This window comes from Emcibacteraceae bacterium (assembly GCA_041396985.1).
Lineage (GTDB): Bacteria > Pseudomonadota > Alphaproteobacteria > Sphingomonadales > Emcibacteraceae > Pseudemcibacter.
Genome location: JAWKXO010000003.1, coordinates 273,298 through 294,529 on the forward strand (window position 1 = coordinate 273,298; position 21,232 = coordinate 294,529).

A 21,232-nucleotide genomic window follows, 5' to 3' on the forward strand; every position below is an offset into this window, starting at 1 on the left:
TGAAATGGGCACTTTTTCAAGAACAGATAACAGTATAATAAGCACATGGTGGTGGACAGTAGACCGATGGCTACTCATGTCTATTGCTTTGCTTATTACAATTGGCATTGTTCTTGTTTTCGGGGCAAGCCCGGCAGTGGCCGAGCGTATTGGATTACCCAGTTTTCATTTCGTTGAAAGACAGCTGGTATTTCTAGGGCTCTCAATTTTAGTGATGTTTTCCGTTTCCCTTTTATCGCCGGTTATGGTCCGACGGCTTGGCGTGGTCATGTTCGCCGGATGCCTCCTTTTATTGATCGCTACATTGGTTTTTGGTGCTGAAGCAAAAGGCGCGCGCCGCTGGATTCAAATTGGTTCATTCACTTTACAGGCATCTGAATTTATGAAACCGGCTTTCATAATCTTTACCGCCTGGATGTTTTCCCAAAGTGGCCGGGTGCCCGGATTTCCCGGCTGGCAAATTTCCATAGCATCATTTGTTGTGGTGATTGGACTGCTGATTTCACAACCTGATCTTGGTCAAAGTATTCTGGTAGCTTCAGTATGGGGAATGCAGCTTTTTATGGCGGGTCTTGCCTGGATGTGGGTAGGTGGACTGGTGGTTCTTTCAATGGTTGGTCTGATCATTGCCTATTTTACACTGCCCCATGTGGAAAAGCGGATAGATGGTTTTTTCTTTCCCCAACCCGGCGGAAATTACCAGGTCGAACAATCTTTAAGCGCCTTTAAGAATGGTGGAATATTTGGTCAGGGTCCCGGTGAAGGGGTTGTGAAAATGCATCTTCCTGATGCGCATTCTGATTATATCTTTGCTGTCGCCGGTGAAGAATTTGGAGCTGTTGTCTGTCTTCTTATAATTATGATTTTTGCCGTTATTGTGGTCAGGGGATTTGTCAATCTTTTGAAAGAGGAAGACCATTTTACGGTACTGGCGGTGGCCGGGCTTTTAATACAGTTTGGAACGCAGGCCTTTATTAATCTGGCGGTTAATCTTTCGATCCTGCCATCAAAAGGAATGACCCTGCCTTTTATCAGTTACGGCGGATCATCAATGATAGCTTTGGCAATTGGAATGGGAATGATCCTTTCCTTAACACGGCGTTATAGCCAATATAAGCCTGGTCAGACAAATTTATCCTGGGGACGCAGATGATAAGACGTCGTACCAGTCATATTGTGCTTGCAGCCGGAGGAACCGGAGGACATATGTTCCCGGCACTTGCCCTTATGGAAGAGCTGCTTGAGCGTGGTCATAAAGTTACGCTTATTACGGATCATCGCGGGATTAAATATAGAAAGTTATTTAAAGGAATTAAAATTTATCAGGTCGACAGTGCATCATTTGCCGGAAAAGGTCCGGTCGGAAAAATTCTGTCCATACCCAAAATTATTAGTGGTGTTTTTGAAGCCAGATCAATTCTGAAAACGATTGGTGCCGGTGCCGTGATCGGCTTTGGCGGCTATCCGTCCTATCCGACGATACGGGCAGCGATTTCAATGGGAATTCCCACCTGTCTGCATGAACAGAATGCGGTTCTTGGAAAAGTAAACAGGCATCTGGCAAAATCGGTGGATGCGGTCGCACTGTCATTTGAAGATACAAAATACGTTAATTGGCACAAAAATAAATATACGGCTGTGACCGGAAATCCTGTTCGCAAGGAAATTGTGGAAATTGGCGATCTTTACTATCCAACGCTGGGAGATGACAGAATATTCAGGATACTGGTGATAGGGGGTAGTCAGGGGGCCAAAATTTTCAGTGAAGTGGTTCCACAGGCGGTCTCAACCTTACCTAGGGCGTCACAACGCCGTCTCCAGATTACGCAGCAGTGCCGTGAAGAAGATATTGAAGCCGTAAGAGATCTTTACGCTGATACGAAAATTGCCGTTGAACTGACCACATTTATTGATGATTTACCCACCTGTTTAAGGTGGGCACATCTGGTCATCGGCCGGGCAGGCGCGTCAACAATTGCCGAACTGACAACCGCAGGGCGGCCGGGCATTTTAGTCCCCTATCCACATGCTACAGATGATCATCAGATGGCAAATGCCCGGGAGATGATTAGCAATGGTGCCGCTTGGATTTATCAAAATGACGAATTTAATGCCAAGGTGCTGGCTAAAATGCTTCAGCGTATGGCACGGCACCCCAATGAGGTGTGGGCGGCAGCAGAGGAATCAAGAAAAATCGGCAAGCCATTTGCCGCAAATGATCTGGCAGATATTGTTGAAAGGCTTGCCCTGGTTAAGGGTGACCGTTCTGTTGTTGTCGTAAATAACATCAGCGAAGAAATAGAAAAAAAAGGACTTAAAGCCGAAAAATGAATAAGGAAATCCGTTCAAATAAAATTGGCCACCCCGTTAATATTGGCATCCTGCATTTTGTCGGGATTGGCGGTATTGGTATGAGCGGCATTGCCGAAGTGATGCATAATTTTGGCTATAAAGTCCAGGGAAGTGATATTTCGGAAAATGCCAATGTAATCCGATTGCGTAAATTAGGCATCAAAGTATTCGTCGGGCATAGGGAAGAAAACCTAAAAGGCGCCTGGGGGCTGGTCGTCTCAACAGCCATAAAAGCGGATAACCCGGAAATAATAGCAGCACGTGCCCTTAAAATGCCGGTGATCCGGCGTTCGGAAATGCTGGCTGAACTGATGCGGCTTAAATGGTGTGTTTCAGTGGCAGGTACACATGGTAAAACGACCACGACAACAATGGTTTCAGCGGTTCTGGAAGAAGCCAATTATGACCCGACCGTAATTAACGGCGGGATTATTAATGCCTATGGTACCAATGCCCGCCTTGGCGATGGGGACTGGATGGTCGTTGAAGCGGATGAGAGCGACGGCACATTTATCAAGATCCCGTCAACAGTTGCCGTGGTGACAAATATTGACCCGGAACATCTGGACTTTTACGGTGATTTTGAAAATGCCAAAGCGGCGTTTGAAACCTTTGTTGAAAATGTGCCATTTTACGGTTTTTCCGTCATGTGCATTGATCATCCGGAGGTTCAGGCACTTATTGCTAAAATAATTGACCGGCGGATTGTCACTTATGGATTTAGCCCGCAGGCGGAAGTAAGAGGCACTAATATATCCTTTGATGAAGGATCGGCGATTTTTGACGTTGTAATCAGCAACAGACAGGATGACAGTGTTATTGAGCTTAAAGGCATTACCATGCCAATGCCGGGGCGTCATAATGTTTCAAATGCATTGGCGGCGATAGCCGTATCCCATGAACTTGGTATTTCTGATGATGTTATTCGCAGAACATTTTCAAAATTTTCCGGGGTTAAACGTCGCTTCACTCTGGTCGATAAAGTTGATGGTATAACCATCGTTGATGATTATGCGCATCACCCGGTGGAAATAGCCTCTGTTCTTAATGCTGCCCGTGAAGCATATCAGGGACGCGTTATAGCTGTTATGCAGCCACACAGATATACGAGGCTGCAAAGTCTTTTTGATGAGTTTTGCACCTGTTTCAACAATGCCGATATTGTCATAGTTGCGCCAGTCTATGAAGCAGGTGAAAAACCGATTGAAGGCGCGGATCAGGATGCCCTTATTAACGGTCTTCAAAGCTCCGGGCATAGGGGAGTCAAAAAAATAAATGGCCCCGACGATCTGCCGAAAATGATTTCTGAAATTGCCAAAGACGGCGACCTGGTCATTTATCTTGGAGCTGGAAGCGTGAGCCAATGGGCTTACGATTTGCCGAGTGCGTTGAGGAAGGAAAAGGGCTAATGGCATCTGCAGAGGCCTATAATAATCTACGCGATGATTTTGCCCCAGTCGTCAGAGGTAAACTGGAATTTGATGCGCCACTTGCAAAATTGACATGGTTTCGAACAGGGGGCAATGCAGATTTGCTTTTTACACCGGAAGATGAACAGGATTTATGTGATTTTTTAAAGCAGTTACCAATGGATATTCCCGTCCTGCCGCTTGGTGTGGGATCAAACATGCTGGTTCGTGATGGTGGTGTTGAAGGGGCCGTTATCAGAATGGGCAAGAAGTTTTCTAAAATCACAATAAAGGAAAACTATATTGTTGCGGGTGCCGGTGCCCCGGATATTTCGGTTGCCCATGCAGCACTTGATGCAAATTTGACGGGCTTTGAATTTTTGCGTGGGGTTCCGGGCACAATCGGCGGTGCGCTTAAGATGAATGCAGGGGCTTATGGTTCTGAAATCAAGGATATTTTTCATTCTGCCACTGCCGTTGACCGCGCTGGAAAACTGCATGAGCTGTCATTGGAAGAAATGGGGTTTTCTTACCGCCACTCGGAAGTTCCGGATGACTATATTTTTATTAATGCAACATTAAAAGGAACGCCAGGAAGCGCTGCTCAAATTAAAGCCAGAATGGATGAGATAGCCGAAGCCCGTGAAGACAGTCAGCCGTTAAGGACAAGGACTGGTGGCAGCACATTTAAAAACCCTGATGATTTATCCGCCTGGAAACTGATCGATGGTGCGGGATGCCGCGGTTTAAAAATCGGCGGCGCCAGAGTTTCTGAAAAACATTGTAATTTCCTGATCAACGAAGGAGATGCCACAGCGGAAGATATTGAAAATCTTGGCGATGAAGTCAGGCGCAGAGTCATGAATAATTCCGGTGTCAAACTGGTCTGGGAAATTAAGCGTGTCGGGAGGCGGGTATGAGAAAATATTCAAATGTCTGCGTTCTGAAAGGCGGCTGGTCAAGCGAGAGGGAAGTATCATTAGTCAGTGGTAAAGCGATAGCGGAAGGGTTAAGAGAAGCCGGGTATCAGGTAACGGAAGTTGATGTTGGACCAGATATATATGACGTTTTAAAGAAATTAAAGCCTGAAGCCGTCTTTAACGGACTTCACGGTACCTGGGGCGAAGATGGTTGCGTTCAGGGACTTCTGGAAACGTTGAAAATTCCCTATACCCATTCTGGTGTAAAGGCCTCTGCGCTGGCAATGGATAAGGTTTTATCAAAAAAACTTTTTCAGTCAATTGGAATTCCCTGTGCAGACGATAAGATTGTTAACGTTGCAGATTTGTTTGATCCTGAACCAATGCCAAGGCCATTTGTGGTGAAGCCGAATTGTGACGGATCAAGTGTAGGGGTTGTTATTGTTGATGAAGGTGATGCATTTAGAGCGGATATGGAAGGTCCGTGGCAGACGGAAGAAAAGTTAATGGTCGAAAAATATATTCCCGGTCGGGAACTCACTGTTTCTGTGATGGGTGATAAAGCGTTATGTGTGACTGAGCTTAAACCAAAACAGGGATTTTATGACTATAAAGCCAAATATCAGGACGGGATGACGGACCATATTGTTCCTGCGGAAATAAGTGAACAAAATGCCCAGTTGCTTATGAAAATGGCTGTGGACGCCCATAATATTCTGGGATGCCGTGGGGTAAGCAGATCTGACTTCAGAATGGATGGAGATGATATTTATATTCTTGAAACCAATACACAGCCGGGTATGACGCCGCTTTCACTGGTGCCTGAGCAGGCAAAATATGTAGGAATGAAGTTCTCTGAGCTGGTAGGCTGGATGATGGAGGATGCATCATGCGCGCGCTAAAAGACAATATTCTGGGGTCAAAAAAAATGGCGGCAAAGCGTGGTGAGAAAGAGGCAATCAGTCTGCGTCGCCGTCGTATCATAAAATCTGTAACCAGGGCGGTTACAGCGACGGGAATTTGTTTTTCAATCATTTTGTCCATTTATCTCTGGCGTAGTGGAACGATTTCAGTGTGGCTTGGAACGGCTGAAGGCAAAGTTCAGAAAACACTCGTTAGTGCTGGTCTGGTAGTGGATGTGGTTAAAGTGGCCGGTGTAAAATATGTTTCTGAAAAGCAGGTTTTGGATGCAGCCAACATTACAATTGGAGATGCCCTTCTTGCGCAAGACATAGACGCGATAATAAGCCGAATTGAGCAGCTGAAATGGATAAAAAAAGCAACTGTGCGCAGGGAATTTTCGGGTGAGATATTGATCCGGGTTTATGAGCATCAGCCAGCGGCATTGTGGCAGGTTGATAACAAGCTATGGGTTGTTTCTGATGAAGGGGTTCAGATTGACGATGAAAATCTGGAAAATTTTGCTCAGCTTCCGATGATCAGTGGTGTTGGTGCGGAAAAAGAACTTGGTCAATTAATAGCAGCGGTGTCAAGTAACACGGATCTTTTTGATCGTGTGGAAACGGCCAGCTGGGTTGGCGGACGGCGTTGGGATTTGTTTCTCAAGAATGGCATTAAAATCATGTTACCGGAAGATGGGCTCGCTGAGGCTTGGCAGAATTTAAGTGATTTTGAAAAACAGGAACAGTTACTGGCGAGAAATATTCTTGCTGTCGATTTTCGAATTAAAGATAAAACCGTGGTTCGTCTAACACCGGAAGAAGCGGAAAGAAGGCGCTTGCTTGCTAAAACAAGCGGTAAAGGGGAAAAAATTTAAATGAGTAACCAGACCATTGCCATACTTGATGTTGGCAGCAGTAAAATTTGCTGTTTTATTGCCGAGATTGGCGCTGAAAATGAACGTCCACGTGTAATCGGTATCGGGCATCGTGAATCCAGGGGTCTTAATCTGGGCACTGTGGTTGATATGGAAGAAACGGAAAATGCAATTCGCACGGCCGTAGATGCTGCTGAAAAAATGGCAGGTGGCGATCCAATTGATAATGTTACAGTAAATTTATCAGCAGGTGACCCGAAGTCTACCCAGCTTTCCGTCGAGGTTGAGGTTGCCGGGCATGAGATTAGTAATGTTGATATTGAAAGGGTGCTTGATCTTGGCCGTCATTATTTAAATGATCATGAAAGGTTTGTAATTCACTCACGACCAACGAGTTTCAGTATTGACGGCGTGGGCGGGGTTCGGGATCCTAAGGGGATGTTTGGCGAAAAACTTGGTGTGGAAATGCATGTAACGTCAGCAGCGATCAGCCCGCTTAGAAACCTGCAATCCTGCATTAATCGTTGTCATTTGAATATGGTTGGTGTTGTGTTCTCTCCATATGCATCCGGACTTTCGACTCTGGTTGCGGATGAGCTGGAAATGGGCAGTATATGTATCGATATGGGCGGCGGTGTAACCAGTATTGCCGCGTTTAAGGACAATGAATTTATATTCGGAGATATGGTGCCATTCGGCGGACATCATGTTACGCGCGATATAGCGCAGGGATTATCGACACCGCTTGCTGCTGCAGAAAGGCTAAAAACTCTATTTGGGAACTGCTTATCCGGAGTATCGAATGTCCGTACCCATATTGATGTCACACAAATTGGTGATAACGGGCAGGAAAGTGTGACGACCATACCAAGGCGGATGCTTACGTCAATTATAGAGCCGCGGGTGGAAGAAATTTTTGAAATCGTCAGAGATAAAATCAGTGCAGCGGGGCTTGAAAATACTGTTGGACGGCGCCTGGTAATCACAGGGGGTGCCAGTCAGTTAGGCGGGATAGAGGAGCTGGCAAAGAAAGTATTTAAATGTAACGTCCGGCTTGGCCGGCCGCTGAATGTTGACGGACTTGCCGATACGACGGCAGGGGCCGGATTTTCAACAGCAGCAGGGTTGTTATTATATGCTTCAATGAAACCGGAGGAGCTTCATTTTATGAAACAGAAACGCCCTCAAATCGGATTTTTGCAGGGCATTAGTTCCTGGTTTAAGGAGAATTTTTAGTAACTGGTAATCGTTTTAGGAGAAAAATCAGGATAAATTCTGCCGAATTTGGCCTAAAACGACTCGAAATTGAAAAAAAGCGACTCGGATTCATTTTTTTTTAGACAGGGCGAATCACTTGATATAAAGTACCGTTAACTGTTTGTTAAAGAAGAATGAATCCTGATTTAACGAAAGATTTTTTGGGAGGTCAAAATGACTATTGAATTTACATCACCGGAACTTACTGAACTAACACCAAAAATTACGGTGTTTGGTGTTGGTGGTGCAGGTGGAAACGCCGTCAACAATATGGTGCGATCAGCACTTAAAGGCGTCGATTTTGTTTGTGCAAATACGGATGCGCAGGCACTCAGTCTTTCATTGGCAGAACAAAAAATTCAGCTTGGGGCCGAATTGACACAGGGTCTTGGTGCAGGTGCCAGACCGGAAGTTGGAAAAGCGGCCGCTGAGGAAACTATGGACACCATTATGGAAAGTCTAGAAGGTTCCCATATGGTGTTTATCACGGCTGGAATGGGCGGTGGTACCGGAACCGGTGCAGCACCAATGATTGCAAAAATGTCTCGTGAAAAAGGCATTCTGACTGTCGGTGTTGTAACAAAGCCGTTTCAGTTTGAAGGTGGTCGCCGAATGAAGCTTGCAGAAGAAGGAATTGCAGAGCTTTCAAAATATGTTGATACACTTATTATTATCCCAAACCAAAATCTTTTCAGAATTGCCAATGAGCGCACGACATTTGCAGATGCCTTTGCCATGGCCGATGAAGTTCTCCATTCTGGTGTTCGTGGTGTAACTGACCTTATGATGCTTCCTGGTCTGGTCAATCTGGATTTTGCGGATGTTCGCACAGTAATGAGCGAAATGGGCAAAGCCATGATGGGAACCGGCGAAGCTGAAGGTGACAACAGAGCACTTGAAGCTGCTGAAGCCGCCATTTCAAATCCGCTTCTAGATGAGGTGTCAATGAAGGGTGCCCAAGGCGTGCTTATTAATATTACCGGTGGTATGGACCTTACATTGTTTGAGGTGGATGAGGCAGCAAACAGAATCCGTAGTGAAGTTGATCCTGATGCCAATATTCTTGTCGGGTCAGCCCTCGATTCAAGTCTCGATGGCAAAATGCGTGTTTCCGTCGTTGCAACCGGAATTGACGCGAGCGCAACAAGACCTGTTGAAGACATCCCGACCCGTCAGTATAGCACACCGAAGGTGGAAGCAGCTGTTATTGAAGAGGAAGTGACGGATACTGTTGAGCAGGAAGAAGTTGAAACCATCTCAGGGGCTGTTGAAGAGCCGCTGGATCTGGTTGATGAAGTGACCACTGAAGAGGATACAATTGAAACTTCTGAACAGGTTGATCTGGCGGAAGACCGTGATGCGGCTTTTATCGCACCGGAGCCAATTATGCCTGAGCCTGTTATTTCAGCCAGTCAGGCTGATGACAATGCATATTCTGATCCATATGCAGAAGCGGCTCTTGCCAATAGTGAGCCAAGAGAAAAGCCAAAACAAAAACTCGGTCTGTTTCAAAATCTTCTAGGCACCAAAAAAGAGCCTATAATTCACAGAGAGCCGGTATTAAGACAAGGTGACATGCTGGAGTCAGAGAGCTTAAAAGGTCAAGAAACAGATGTTGAAGCCTCTGTTTCTGGAGAAGCAAAAGAAATTAAGGTTGATGTGAAGCCGGTAATAAAAGAAGAGCTGGTCGCTAAAAGAGATGATGATGACCATCTTGAAATTCCAGCTTTTCTGAGACGCCAGGCAAACTAACTGACTATAATTTAATAATAAGAAAGGCGGCATTTTTGCCGCCTTATTTGTTTCCGAAGATCTTTTTATTTTTATATAACGCCCCGGCGGATCTGATCGAGTTCAATTGATTCAAAGAGTGCTTTGAAATTTCCCTCACCAAACCCGATATTTCCTTTTCTTTGAATAATTTCAAAGAATATCGGCCCAATAACTGTATCAGTGAATATCTGAAGTAAAATGCCGTCTTTTTTATTACCGTCTATCAGAATACGGCGCTTGCGGAGTTCTTCAATATTTTCCTCATGCTCGTCAATTCGGTCATCAATCAGATCGTAATAGGTATCAATTGTATCCTGCAGTGGAACATTTCGAGCTTTAAGGACGTCAACTGTTTTATAAATATTGTTGGTATAAAGCGCGATGTGCTGAATGCCTTCTCCACGATATTCATTAAGATACTCGGCAATTTGTGATTTATTATCTTTTGACTCATTAAGAGGAATATGAATTTTTCCACAAGGGCTGGTCATAGCTTTGCTGGTCAATCCGGTTTTCTGTCCATCAATGTCAAAATATTTGAGCTCTTTAAAATTAAAAATACGCTCATAAAAGTCTGCCCAGTAGGCCATCCGGCCAGTATAAACATTATGGGTCAGATGATCTATATATTCAAACCCGGTATCGGCAATTTCAGTAACATCTTCATCTTCACATGGAATAAAATCCACATCATAAATTGTTTTATCGCCGTAGCGGTCGACCAGATAAAGTCTGCTGCCCCCTATGCCTTCAATAGCCGGTATATAAAGTTCCATTGGGGCGATTTCCTGTGCAATCGGGTTGGCGCCCTGTGCAATTGCGTGATCATAGGCGAGTTTTGAATTTTTAACACGAAAAGCCATTGCACAAATACTTGGTCCATGGGCAAATGCATAGCGTTGGGCAAAACTGTTTGGCTCTGCATTGATCAGAAAATTGACGCCGCCAGCTTTATGAAGGGTTACATTTTTTGAGCGGTGACGGGCTATTTTTTTGAACCCCAGTTGTTTGAACAATGCTCTCAGTTTCTCAGGTTCCGGGGATGCGTACTCGACAAATTCAAAGCCATCAACGCCCATCGGGTTTTCAAATAAATCAGCCATCATCACTCCTGTATATTTTAAAAGTTTCAATAAATGAACTTATATATTATTTTTAGTGAAAAAGGGTTTCAATTTTTAGGCATATTTAGGCATAATTGAAATATTAATTCATAATCGGGAAAAAAATGGATGAATATTACATTAGATGATGCAGACATCAAAATTCTTAATTTAATTCAAAAGGATGTTAATTTAACCAATCAGGATATTGCGGAAATAACAGGTCTTTCGGCGACGTCTGTTTGGAGAAGAATAAAAAACCTTGAAGATGTAGGAGTGATCAAAGCGAAGGTGGCCCTGCTTGATCAGAGAAAAACCAATTTGAATGTATGTGCAATTATCCATGTTCGCCTAAATTTACATGGTGAAGACACAAGAATTGAATTTGAAGATTTTATTGCGAACAGGCCGGAAGTGATGGAATGCTATGCAATTCTTGGCCGGCACGACTACTCACTAACTGTGGTCGTGCCGGATGTGGAAAGATTTGAAAAGTTTTTGGCAGGCCATCTTCTCAACCATCCAATGATTTCAGAATCAACAACCTATTTCACGCTTAGACAGGTAAAATATTCTACTGCGTTGCCGCTTAATTTGCACCGAACATAGCGGCTTCATCTTTTGCCTGGCAATCAAGAATGCTTTGAGTGATTTCAAACATCAGCTGAAAGTAACTGTTCGGTCCGGGTTCAAGATATTGCCCGAGATGGTCAACGACACCGTAGCCTGCTTTGGTCTCACCCATAACAGCCATGGCAATTCGCGGATGGGTTCCAGGAATGGCAAGGACACAGGTCACATTTTTCTCTTCAGCTAATTTTTTTAAAGCAGCAAGATGCTTTATGCTGGGCGTCTCATCCGATTTAAGCTGGATTGCCCCAACACTGCTTAATGAGTATGCTTTTTCATAATATTGAAACGCATCATGATAAACGATCATGGCACTGTCTCGCAAAGGCCTTAGAAGTTCACGAATTAATTCTTCCTGAGCATATAATTCTTTAATAAGCTGCTTTGAATTTTTGACATAAGTGATGCTGTTTTCCGGGTCAAGTTTGGAAAGAGTTTCTTCAATTATCGTCACAATGCGTCTGGTATTGGAAGGGTCGAGCCAGATATGAAGATCCATATCGCTTTGCATATGTTCTTCGTCTTCGCCTTCGGAGAACCAGATCTTACTGGTTCTGTAAGGATATAACTTTATACCTTCCTGCTCAGCAAATGCGACAGCGTTCAGTGTTGGATTATCTGTCTCCGACACAGATTTGAGGAATGTTTCAAATTTGGGAGAAATATAAAACAGGACATCCGCATTTGCCACTTTCCTGAAATCGGAAGGCTTCATGCGGAAAATATGTGGTGTGACACCACCCTTCATTAACAGTTCTGGTGTACCTGTATCACCCATAACCCTAGAAACCAACGAATGAATTGGTTTTATACTGGCTACGACTTTTAGCTCTTTTGCCAATACGGTGGAATTGCTAAAGAGAAGCAGCCCAATGATCATTGCAAAAAGCTTTATTATAATTTTGGTTTTCATTTTTTCAACTTACTAGAATCTTACATTTTGTTACTATATAACATTTATTATTTGTTTGCAATCTATGAAATAAATCCTTTTACATAGCCCATAAGTCCGGTTTTTGCCATAAATAGTGTATTTAATGTGTCTTTTTTATAATTGCCATGGTGATTTTTAATTGAAGCATGGTATATAGTTGGTCTAATGATCAATTTTACGATTAGAAAATTGGAATAAGAATGAAGTCAGTCAGTTCAGATTACTTACTTTCCCGTAAATTTTTAACCGGGTTTTTTCTTCTAGCCTTGACGCTATTGTTGACCGCATGTGGGGGTACACAAAAATTAAAATATAGGGATCTGCCAGTTGACCAGCTTTATATTGAAGCGCAGAAATATATTGATTATGGCAATTTTAAAGTCGCGGCAGTTGCCTTTGATGAAGTGGAAAGGCAGCATCCATATTCAATCTGGGCCAGACGTGCTCAACTTATGTCTGCTTTCTCATATTATATGGCTAATGATTATGAGAATGCTATTTTGGCTGCCCAAAGATTTTTAACCCTACATCCTGGTAATAAGGATGCTCCTTATGCCCGTTATCTTGTCGCTCTAAGCTATTATGAGCAGATTGCAGATGTGCGCAGGGATCAGAAAAATACCGAGCAGGCTTTGGATTCCTTCAGGGAGGTCGTAAGATTACATCCAAATTCAGCATATGCTGCCGATGCCCGGGTTAAGATTGAGCTGACGCTTGACCATTTGGCAGGCAAGGAAATGGAGATTGGCCGATATTACCAGTCTACAGGAGAGATCTTTGCAGCAATCGGAAGATTTAACAATGTTGTTACCAAATTTCAGACGACAAGTCATACGCCGGAGGCACTTCATCGTTTGACTGAATGTTATCTTGCCCTTGGAATAGTTCAGGAGGCAAAAAAGTCCTCAGAAGTTCTGGCATTGAATTTTCCAAATTCGGACTGGAACAAATTTAGTACCGAGCTCATACGTAAATACGGGAATTAAAGGATAATCAGTATCTCATGATTGTTTCGCTTACGATCAAAGATATCGTTCTAATAGACCGCCTTCAAATGAATTTTGAAGACGGTCTATGTGTTTTAAGCGGCGAGACCGGGGCTGGTAAATCAATTCTTCTTTCCGGCATCGGGCTGGCAATTGGTGCACGTGGTGGGCGAGAACTGATCAGAAATGCTAAGGATCAGGGGAGCGTAAGCATTGATCTGAATGTCGCAGATGATCATAAGGTGTGGACAATTCTGAAAGAACAGGGGCTGGATTATGAGCCCGGACAAATTATATTGCGTCGCATAATAATGAATGATGGACGTAGCCGGGCCTTTATTAACGATCAGTCTGTGAGTGTGGGCCTGCTTCGGGAAGTAGGCGAAAGTCTTATTGAAATTCATGGACAGCATGATGAACGTGGCTTGCTCAATCCATCAGGTCATCGTGAGCTTCTGGATGATTTTGGAAATTATGGTTCACTGCTGCTTGATGTTCGAAAAAATTACCGCACTTTGACGAATTTGCAGGAATTGCTGGCGACAGAAGTAGAAAAACTTGAAAACGCGCAAAAAGACGAAGACTATATTCGTCATAACCTTGAAGAGCTTGAGCAGTTAAATCCGGTTGCGGGTGAAGAGGAAAAGCTGTCCACTGAGAGAACAAAAATGATGCAGGGGGAAACATTATCTGAAGGGTTAGGGGAACTTCTGGAAAAACTCCTTAGTGATAAAGGTGTTGATACCGTATTACGGGCGACGATCAGGAAAATAGAGCGAATGTCTGCCCAGGCGCCGGGATTACTTGACCCAGTTTCTGCAAGTCTGGATCGTGCGGCCAATGAAACAACAGAGGCCATTTCCGAACTTGAAAGAATTATGCGGGAGCTGGAATTTAATCCATATGATCTTGAAAATGTGGAAGAACGTCTATTTGCGCTAAGAGGTATCGCACGCAAACATCATTGCCAGCCTGACAGTCTGGTCCAGTTAAAAAAGGATTTTGAAGAAAAACTTGAAAGTCTCGAATACAGTGATCGTGAAGTTCAAAGATTAAAAAGCGAAGTCACAGAGGCAAAAGCAAAATTTGAAGAAAATGTTATAAAGCTCTCAGCAGCAAGACAGAAGACTGGGGCTATACTAGATGATCAGGTTAACAGGGAATTGCCAGCACTGAAAATGGACAAGGCAAAATTTAAAACCTTTCTTGAACCGCTTGAGCGGGAAAGCTGGAACGCTGATGGTGGGGAACGTGTAGATTTCAGAGTTTCTACAAATCCTGGTGCTCCTTTTGGCGGTTTGATCAAAATTGCCTCTGGTGGGGAACTTTCCAGATTTATACTGGCCCTGAAAGTGGTTCTTGCCCGTAAAACAAGTGTCGCAACATTGATTTTTGATGAAATTGATCAGGGGGTTGGTGGTGCCGTGGCCAATGCCGTGGGGGAAAGACTGGCGGACTTGGCGACGAAGGCACAAATTATGGTGATTACTCACTCACCACAGGTTGCATCACGAGGGAACAGCCACTGGCTTATTAATAAGGGGATATCGGAAGATGGCGAGAATGTAGCCACCACTGTAACCCTGATAGAAAAAGATCACAGGCGCGAGGAAATTGCCCGAATGCTCTCGGGAGCGCATGTTACAAATGAATCTAGGGCCGCGGCAGATAATCTGTTAAATTGGTGACAGTGCTGATGAGACGTTATAGATGAACGATATAAGCAAAATAGCAGTGGAGGAACTGGATCCGGTTCAGGCAGCAAGTGAACTCGAGCGACTGGCTGCATTGATCAAACGCCATGATAAACTTTATCATGATAAGGATAATCCCGAAATATCCGATGCGGAATATGATTTTCTGAGAATTCGTAATAATGAAATTGAAATGAAATTTCCGGACCTGATCCGTGATGACAGCCCTAATAATTCGGTTGGGGTGCTGCCGACAAGCGGATTTAAAAAAGTAGACCATCGTAAGCCGATGCTGTCTCTCGACAATGCCTTTAGCAGTGAAGATGTGTTTGATTTTACCTCTCGTGTAAAACGGTTTCTAAACATTCCGGAAAGCGAAGACGTTGAATTCCTTGCTGAACCAAAAATTGATGGTTTGTCGGCATCACTCAGATATGAGAAGGGTGTTTTTGTTCAGGGTCTGACTCGTGGTGACGGTAAAACAGGTGAAGATATAACGGAAAATCTTAAGACGATTGATCAGATCCCACTTAAGCTCCAGGGAACCGCCTGGCCGGACATTCTGGAAGTACGCGGAGAAGTTTATATGGCCAAAGAAGACTTTTTGGCCCTTAACGAAAGACAGATTGCCGCTGGAAAGCAGCATTTTGCCAACCCAAGAAATGCTGCCGCCGGCTCGCTTCGTCAACTGGATAGCAGTATCACCAGATCACGCGCTTTAAAATTCTTTGCTTATAGCTGGGGAGAAACCAGTGGTAGGCTTGGCCGGACACAATCAGAAGTCATGGACCATTTCAGGCAGTGGGGTTTTACGACCAACGAAATGATTTTTGTCAGTTCCAATATTGAGGAACTTATCAAGCATTATCAGTATATAGGGGAAATAAGAAGTTCACTTTCCTATGATATTGATGGAGTGGTTTATAAGGTCAACCGTCTTGATTATCAGGATCGGCTTGGGATGGTGGCGCGTGCGCCACGTTGGGCGATCGCGCATAAATTCCCTGCCGAAAAAGCGCAGACAATCTTACGCGATGTTGATTTCCAGGTTGGCAGAACAGGTGCGATTACGCCAGTTGCGCGACTTGAGCCTATTACAGTGGGTGGTGTAGTGGTTTCAAATGCCACATTGCATAATGCTGATGAGATCAAGAGGCTTAATATTCATTTGGGTGATCGTGTTATTGTGCAAAGAGCGGGGGATGTTATTCCACAAATTATTGGCGTGGCTGAAACGAGTGAGAAAAATCCTGACATTGTCTTTCCAGATCAATGTCCGTCCTGCGGCAGTCATCTTGTTCGTGAAGGTGATGATGTGGTCTGGCGCTGTTCCGGTGGTCTTATTTGTCCCGCACAGCGTATTGAAAGGCTTCGGCATTTTGTTTCCAGAAATGCCTTTGATATAGACGGGTTGGGTAATAAGCAAATCGAGTTTTTCTTTAAAGAAGGCATGATTGAAAGCCCGGCTGATATTTTCAGATTGCAGCAACGTGATGAAGCAGAACCGCTAACGTCTTTAAAGAATCGCGACGGTTGGGGTGAGCTCTCAGTTTCAAATCTGTGGGCGGCTATTAATGCCCGGCGGACAATATCAATGGACAGGTTTTTATTTTCGTTGGGCATAAGACATCTTGGTCAGCAGAATGCACGACTTATGTGTCTGAATTATCTGACAATTGACAATTTCATCAGAAATATGATTGAAGCCCAGGATAAAACCAGTGATTCATATGCTTCACTTTTGGCCATTGATGGCATAGGTGAAAAAGTTGCTGACGCTATTATTGATTTTTTTGCTGAGCCGAAAAATATGGAAGTTGTCAAAGAATTGCTAGAACTGGTTACGGTTGAAGACTTTCAACCGCCGGAAACAGGAAACGTCAATGTTGCCGGTAAAATTATCGTTTTTACAGGAAAACTGGAAAAATTAAGCCGACAGGAAGCAAAGGCTTCAGCAGAAAATCTGGGGGCAAAAGTCTCTGGCTCAGTATCCGCCAAAACAGATATTGTTGTCGCAGGCCCCGGTGCCGGGTCAAAGCTGAAAAAAGCAACAGAACTAGGTATAACTGTCCTTTCAGAGGATGAATGGCTAAGTATGATTTAGATATGCATAAATTGCATGGCTGGCTGTCGTTTTATCCTTCTACTCATTCGATATGCGAATATATATATCCACTCTGACAAGAGGGTGATGAGCACCCTTAATGAATTAAATTCAGCAGATTTAAGGATAGATCAATGATAAACGTATTAAAAACATACAGCTTCATGGACCTGTTGAAGGATTATAATTATGTTCCTGAAGCAGAAAAAAGCGTAATCGAATTTCCAGAAAATGTCGCAGCACTTGTTGAGTATTTTACTGACCTGATTAAAAACAAAACTGAAGACTATGACTTTATGAGTCTTCTCGGTGACAAAGGTTATGTTCCTGTGAATGACAACTGGACTAAATCTTACGTAAACGATAACAGCAAAATCGAAAAAATTGCGTCCTAATTTTGAACTTTTGTGGCAGTTATTTTTACTGCCACAAAAGCTTTCCTTCCCCAATTTTAATGAATTTTTTCTTATAAAAACCTCAAAATGCGATAAGCCGTATTTATTTTGAGATAGGGTGTTCCTGCCTCTATTGATCAGGTTACAGGTCTACAATTATAGTTGATGTATGGAAGTGATAAGCATTTCCAAAAATTAATTCAGCATATTTAAGGATAGATCAATGACTAAATTCCTAGACACTTATAGCTTCATGGACCTGTTAAAGGATTATGATTATGTCCCCGAAACAGGTCGTAATGAACCGTCAATTTTCGATAATATCGAGAATATTCTAGCGCCGATAACTGACTTTGTAAAAGCGAGTGCTTACGAGTATGACTTTATGGACCTTTTAAATGACAAAGGTTATGTGACTGCAAATTCTGCAAATGCTCTGGTCGCCAGCAATGATAATGATTTGATTGTCAGAGCTGCATCTTAAGGACAGTTTGACGGTAGCCCTGGCGCTACCGCAAAGCGGTCTTATGATTTTTGTAGAAGCAATGTCTGCCATTCTTTAATTGGATACGTTTTCAGAAGTTTCATATTTCTGCTTTCATAAGCGTTAAGCACTGCCTCTTGCTGTTCTATTAAAAGCCCGGAAAGAAGCAGATAAGAATTTTCTCCAAGATTTGAAATGATATCAGAGGCCATTTCAATTAATGGTCCAGCCAGAATGTTTGCGACAATCAGATCATAAGGGCCATTTTTCTCAAGAATTGTATCTTTTAATCCATCGCATGTGAGACCCTTAATTTGCGGGACATTATTAATCAGGAAATTTTCTTTCGCTGTGTCAGTAGCAATCGGATCAATATCACTTGCCAGTATAAGGCCATTCCATTGTTTGGCCATGGCGATGGCGAGTACGCCGCTGCCACATCCCAGGTCCAGCATTTTTGCAGGGTCTATTATTCCATTAAGATCGCTGATCGCCATCAGGCAGCCCGCTGTTGTGCCGTGGCTTCCGGTTCCAAAGGCTTGTCCGGCGTCAATACAAATGGCAATTTTATTGTTCGGAATGTTGTCTTTATCGTGACTTCCATAAAGAAAAAATCGCCCGGCATTAATTGGTTTTAACAATTTCTGGGATTCAGCAACCCAGTTTTTATTTTCTATTTCTTCCAGAAATACTTCAGGAGAAGTGATTTTAAGAATTCTGGACATATCCATTATAGCTTTATTTATAATCTCCAGATCAGGCTTTTCCTGATAATAGGCTTCCAGAATTCCGTTTTTTATATCTTCTTCAATTTCAAAGCTGGATATGGAGGGAAAATTATCGTAGCTTGCGGCAAAAATTATTTCTTCAAAAGACGGTAATAATTCTTTTGGAGCAGTGAATTTTATTTTCCAACTATTGCCCGCTTCAGTTAATAGATTATCAGTCATTCATTATACCTGTTCATATTCGATTTATTTTCGTCCTTTCCCAATTTTCCTGTGTCTAAAGGCTAAAAATGCGATGAAACACATGTAATTTGAGACGAGAGGCCGATGGCAGCATTGTTCGTAAAACGCTTTTCTAATAAAATTCTAATCTATAGGAGACGAGCAATATGACAAACTTTATTTCAAAATTTCCGACTTTTCTGATCAGCATTATGGTTGGATCAATCATTTTTTTTCAGTTGGCTCAGGCTGATGAAATTAAAGTTAAGCATGATCTGAAAGATTTCAGCCAAATTCGCATTGATAATATTGGGGTTCAGTTGGACGTTACCGTCGGTCAGAAATTTTCTGTAGAAGTTGAAGGGGAAGAAGAACTGGTTAATACACTTCTTCTAAAAGTCAGAGGCAAAAAGCTCGTCCTTTATCGCGATGATGATAAGCATATCTGGGACAAGGGAAACAATGATTCAACAAAAGTGATCATCAGCATGCCTGAATTTACCGGATTTGATCTTCGCGGTGCTGTGGATGCCCATATTAAAGGGGTTGATAGCGATGAGGTCGAGTTTGATTTAAAAGGCGCCGGAAATATTAATATCGAAGGTAAATGCAAATGGCTCATTGTTGATCTTAAGGGCGCGGGTAATGTTGATGCCGAAGACCTCAGATGTGAGGAAGCGGATGTGGATCTTAAAGGTGCAGGTAATATTTCAGTATATGCCAGCGAAAGAGTAAGTGCCGATATTAAAGGCATGGGTAACATTGACGTTTATGGAAAACCTAAAGACGTCACAAAAAGTGATGGATGGTTTAGCAATATTTCCATTCATTAAAACGGGAAGATATTTAAGGATTATGTGAGGAAAATAAAATGAATAAACTGGTTAAAATAGCGGGTGTGTCATTGGCGGCATTATCGGCTGCGTTTTATGCTTCATCAAGCACAGAAAGTCTGGCCGCCAATATTACGAAGGCATCTGATTTAAAAGGATTTACCAAAGTCCAGCTTAATACTTCGTCAGATGTGAATATTAAAATCGGAAAAGGATTTTCCATTGAAATGGTCGGCGATGAAGATCGTATTGAAAACACGGTTCTGGAAGTGAATGGAGATACTCTAAAAATTAAAAATAAAAGAGAGCATTTTAATTTTGGTAATGATCAGGAAATGGTCGTTAATATTGTGATGCCTGATATCAAATCAATGAAAATCAATGGGTCCGGTGACGCCGAGATAACGGGTGTTGATAATGATGAGCTTGAGCTGAAAATCAATGGTTCAGGTGATATGACGGTATCTGGTAAAACCAAAGCACTGGATCTGGGTATCAATGGGTCCGGAGATATTAATATGGATCAGGTTGATGGTAATGCCGTGGAAATTTCGATTAATGGTTCCGGGGATGTATCATTCAACGGTGGCAGTTGCACCAGCATGGAAATTGATATTCATGGTTCCGGCGATGTAAATGCCAGGGATCTGAAATGTAAAGACGTTGATGTCGATGTGTCCGGATCCGGCGACAGTACAGTTTATGCCAGTAACTCAATTACTTTTGACAGCCACGGTTCCGGTGAAGTAGATGTATACGGGAAACCAAAAACAGTTGTTGATAATGAGGCTAAAAGAAGAAGTAAAGTCGTTGTTCATTAGCCGTTGACCAAAGAGAAGTCGTAAATGAATAAAATATTCAAATTTAGTTCACTTTCAGTATTATCCGTACTTGCATTTGCGTTGCCCTTTGCCGCGAATGCAAGGGACGTGACTGAAATGGCTGACTTCTCAGGCTTTTCAAGAATTGAGTTAAATACTTCAGCAGATCTCAAAATTAAAATTGGAAATGAATTTTCGGTAAAAATGACCGGTGATCAGCGCCGGATTGACCGTATGGAATTTGATCGGTCAGGTGACAAGCTGGAAATATCGGGCCGTTCACGCTTTGGTTTTTTTGGCAGGGATAGCGGTGGTTACATAAAAATCGAAATCACAATGCCTGACCTTGAGGAAATGGAAATCAATAGCTCAGGTGATGCAGAGATTGTAGGACTGGATAATAAGGAAATTTCACTCAATATAAATGGTTCCGGCAATATTTACGCAACTGGCAAAAGTGAAAATCTTGAAATAGAGGTAAATGGTTCAGGTGATATTGAGCTTGATCAGTTTAAAAGTAAGTCGGTATATATTGAAGTTGATGGCTCCGGTAATGTTGACTTTGACGGGGGCTCTTGCGAGAGCATGAAAATTGATGTTGAAGGCTCCGGTGATATTGATGCAAAGGATTTTGTCTGTAAAGAAATTAATATGGATATAACGGGATCGGGCAACAGCAGGGTATATGCTACTGATCTCTTTATCTTTAAAGGTGAAGGATCCGGCAGGGTGGATGTATTTGGCAAACCAAAAAAAATCGAAGACCGCACTGAACGGGACAGTAAAATCAGAATCCGTTAAATGCCGGGC

The 21,232-nt window shown here is 43.0% G+C and carries 20 protein-coding genes; 17 read left to right on the forward strand and 3 right to left on the reverse strand.

Annotated elements, in window-relative coordinates; translation table 11 throughout:
- Nucleotides 1-4 precede the first annotated feature (4 nt).
- The 8 genes from ftsW (at nt 5) to ftsZ (ending at nt 9,467) form a co-directional block, all read left to right on the forward strand.
- Nucleotides 5-1,153: a putative lipid II flippase FtsW gene (ftsW, locus tag R3D86_09450; protein MEZ5758431.1), complete on the forward strand. Its 1,149-nt coding sequence runs from the start codon at nt 5-7 to the stop codon at nt 1,151-1,153.
- Nucleotides 1,150-2,331: an undecaprenyldiphospho-muramoylpentapeptide beta-N-acetylglucosaminyltransferase gene (murG, locus tag R3D86_09455; GenBank protein ID MEZ5758432.1), complete on the forward strand. Its 1,182-nt coding sequence runs from the start codon at nt 1,150-1,152 to the stop codon at nt 2,329-2,331. Before ftsW ends, murG begins: the two co-directional genes overlap by 4 nt.
- Nucleotides 2,328-3,761: a UDP-N-acetylmuramate--L-alanine ligase gene (gene murC, locus R3D86_09460; protein MEZ5758433.1), complete on the forward strand. Its 1,434-nt coding sequence runs from the start codon at nt 2,328-2,330 to the stop codon at nt 3,759-3,761. The genes murG and murC overlap by 4 nt, the downstream gene beginning before the upstream one ends.
- Nucleotides 3,716-4,681 carry a UDP-N-acetylmuramate dehydrogenase gene (gene murB / locus R3D86_09465; protein ID MEZ5758434.1) on the forward strand — a complete coding sequence of 322 codons (966 nt, stop codon included), beginning with the start codon at nt 3,716-3,718 and terminating at the stop codon, nt 4,679-4,681. Before murC ends, murB begins: the two co-directional genes overlap by 46 nt.
- Complete coding sequence (locus R3D86_09470; protein MEZ5758435.1) at nt 4,678-5,583, forward strand: D-alanine--D-alanine ligase; 906 nt, start codon at nt 4,678-4,680, stop codon at nt 5,581-5,583. The genes murB and R3D86_09470 overlap by 4 nt, the downstream gene beginning before the upstream one ends.
- Nucleotides 5,571-6,458, forward strand: coding sequence for an FtsQ-type POTRA domain-containing protein (locus R3D86_09475; GenBank protein ID MEZ5758436.1), 888 nt, complete (start codon nt 5,571-5,573; stop codon nt 6,456-6,458). The genes R3D86_09470 and R3D86_09475 overlap by 13 nt, the downstream gene beginning before the upstream one ends.
- Complete coding sequence (gene ftsA, locus R3D86_09480) at nt 6,459-7,694, forward strand: cell division protein FtsA (GenBank protein ID MEZ5758437.1); 1,236 nt, start codon at nt 6,459-6,461, stop codon at nt 7,692-7,694. It abuts the gene before it with no gap.
- A gap of 195 nt (nt 7,695-7,889) precedes the next feature.
- Nucleotides 7,890-9,467 carry a cell division protein FtsZ gene (gene ftsZ, locus R3D86_09485; protein ID MEZ5758438.1) on the forward strand — a complete coding sequence of 526 codons (1,578 nt, stop codon included), beginning with the start codon at nt 7,890-7,892 and terminating at the stop codon, nt 9,465-9,467.
- A 71-nt stretch (nt 9,468-9,538) separates the two neighbouring features.
- On the opposite strand, the gene hppD is transcribed toward ftsZ, so the two are convergent.
- Nucleotides 9,539-10,594 (reverse strand): 4-hydroxyphenylpyruvate dioxygenase, encoded by a 1,056-nt coding sequence (gene hppD / locus R3D86_09490; GenBank protein MEZ5758439.1) that lies wholly within the window; start codon nt 10,592-10,594, stop codon nt 9,539-9,541.
- A gap of 126 nt (nt 10,595-10,720) precedes the next feature.
- Between hppD and R3D86_09495 the strand changes: the two genes are divergently transcribed.
- Nucleotides 10,721-11,200 (forward strand): Lrp/AsnC family transcriptional regulator, encoded by a 480-nt coding sequence (locus tag R3D86_09495; GenBank protein MEZ5758440.1) that lies wholly within the window; start codon nt 10,721-10,723, stop codon nt 11,198-11,200.
- On the opposite strand, the gene R3D86_09500 is transcribed toward R3D86_09495, so the two are convergent.
- Nucleotides 11,181-12,134: a zinc ABC transporter substrate-binding protein gene (locus R3D86_09500; protein ID MEZ5758441.1), complete on the reverse strand. Its 954-nt coding sequence runs from the start codon at nt 12,132-12,134 to the stop codon at nt 11,181-11,183. The two genes, R3D86_09495 and R3D86_09500, sit on opposite strands and share 20 nt — an antisense overlap.
- A gap of 221 nt (nt 12,135-12,355) precedes the next feature.
- On the opposite strand from R3D86_09500, the gene R3D86_09505 reads away from it, so the two are divergent.
- The 5 genes from R3D86_09505 to R3D86_09525 all read left to right on the forward strand — a co-directional run bounded on the left by R3D86_09505 (nt 12,356) and on the right by R3D86_09525 (nt 17,818).
- Nucleotides 12,356-13,141, forward strand: coding sequence for an outer membrane protein assembly factor BamD (locus R3D86_09505; GenBank protein MEZ5758442.1), 786 nt, complete (start codon nt 12,356-12,358; stop codon nt 13,139-13,141).
- 17 nt (nt 13,142-13,158) lie between these two features.
- A complete protein-coding gene (gene recN, locus R3D86_09510; protein MEZ5758443.1) occupies nt 13,159-14,829 on the forward strand; it encodes a DNA repair protein RecN in 1,671 nt (556 codons plus the stop codon).
- Nucleotides 14,830-14,851: 22 nt separating this feature from the next.
- Nucleotides 14,852-16,939, forward strand: coding sequence for an NAD-dependent DNA ligase LigA (gene ligA / locus R3D86_09515; protein MEZ5758444.1), 2,088 nt, complete (start codon nt 14,852-14,854; stop codon nt 16,937-16,939).
- A 134-nt stretch (nt 16,940-17,073) separates the two neighbouring features.
- Nucleotides 17,074-17,334 (forward strand): hypothetical protein, encoded by a 261-nt coding sequence (locus R3D86_09520; GenBank protein MEZ5758445.1) that lies wholly within the window; start codon nt 17,074-17,076, stop codon nt 17,332-17,334.
- Between the two features lie 223 nt (nt 17,335-17,557).
- Entirely contained in the window at nt 17,558-17,818 is a 261-nt protein-coding gene (locus R3D86_09525; GenBank protein MEZ5758446.1) for a hypothetical protein, read from the forward strand.
- A gap of 41 nt (nt 17,819-17,859) precedes the next feature.
- On the opposite strand, the gene R3D86_09530 is transcribed toward R3D86_09525, so the two are convergent.
- Nucleotides 17,860-18,768: a 50S ribosomal protein L11 methyltransferase gene (locus R3D86_09530; protein MEZ5758447.1), complete on the reverse strand. Its 909-nt coding sequence runs from the start codon at nt 18,766-18,768 to the stop codon at nt 17,860-17,862.
- Between the two features lie 167 nt (nt 18,769-18,935).
- Here R3D86_09530 and R3D86_09535 point away from each other — a divergent pair, with 167 nt between their 5' ends.
- Genes R3D86_09535 through R3D86_09545 form a run of 3 tightly spaced genes read left to right on the forward strand, consistent with a single transcriptional unit; the run spans nt 18,936 to nt 21,223 of the window.
- On the forward strand, nt 18,936-19,601 hold the full coding sequence (locus R3D86_09535; GenBank protein MEZ5758448.1) for a DUF2807 domain-containing protein: 666 nt from the start codon (nt 18,936-18,938) through the stop codon (nt 19,599-19,601).
- A gap of 38 nt (nt 19,602-19,639) precedes the next feature.
- The gene (locus tag R3D86_09540) at nt 19,640-20,422 is read left to right on the forward strand and encodes a head GIN domain-containing protein (GenBank protein ID MEZ5758449.1); all 783 of its coding nucleotides are present in this window, start codon (nt 19,640-19,642) and stop codon (nt 20,420-20,422) included.
- Nucleotides 20,423-20,446: 24 nt separating this feature from the next.
- Entirely contained in the window at nt 20,447-21,223 is a 777-nt protein-coding gene (locus R3D86_09545) for a head GIN domain-containing protein (GenBank protein MEZ5758450.1), read from the forward strand.
- Nucleotides 21,224-21,232 lie beyond the last annotated feature (9 nt).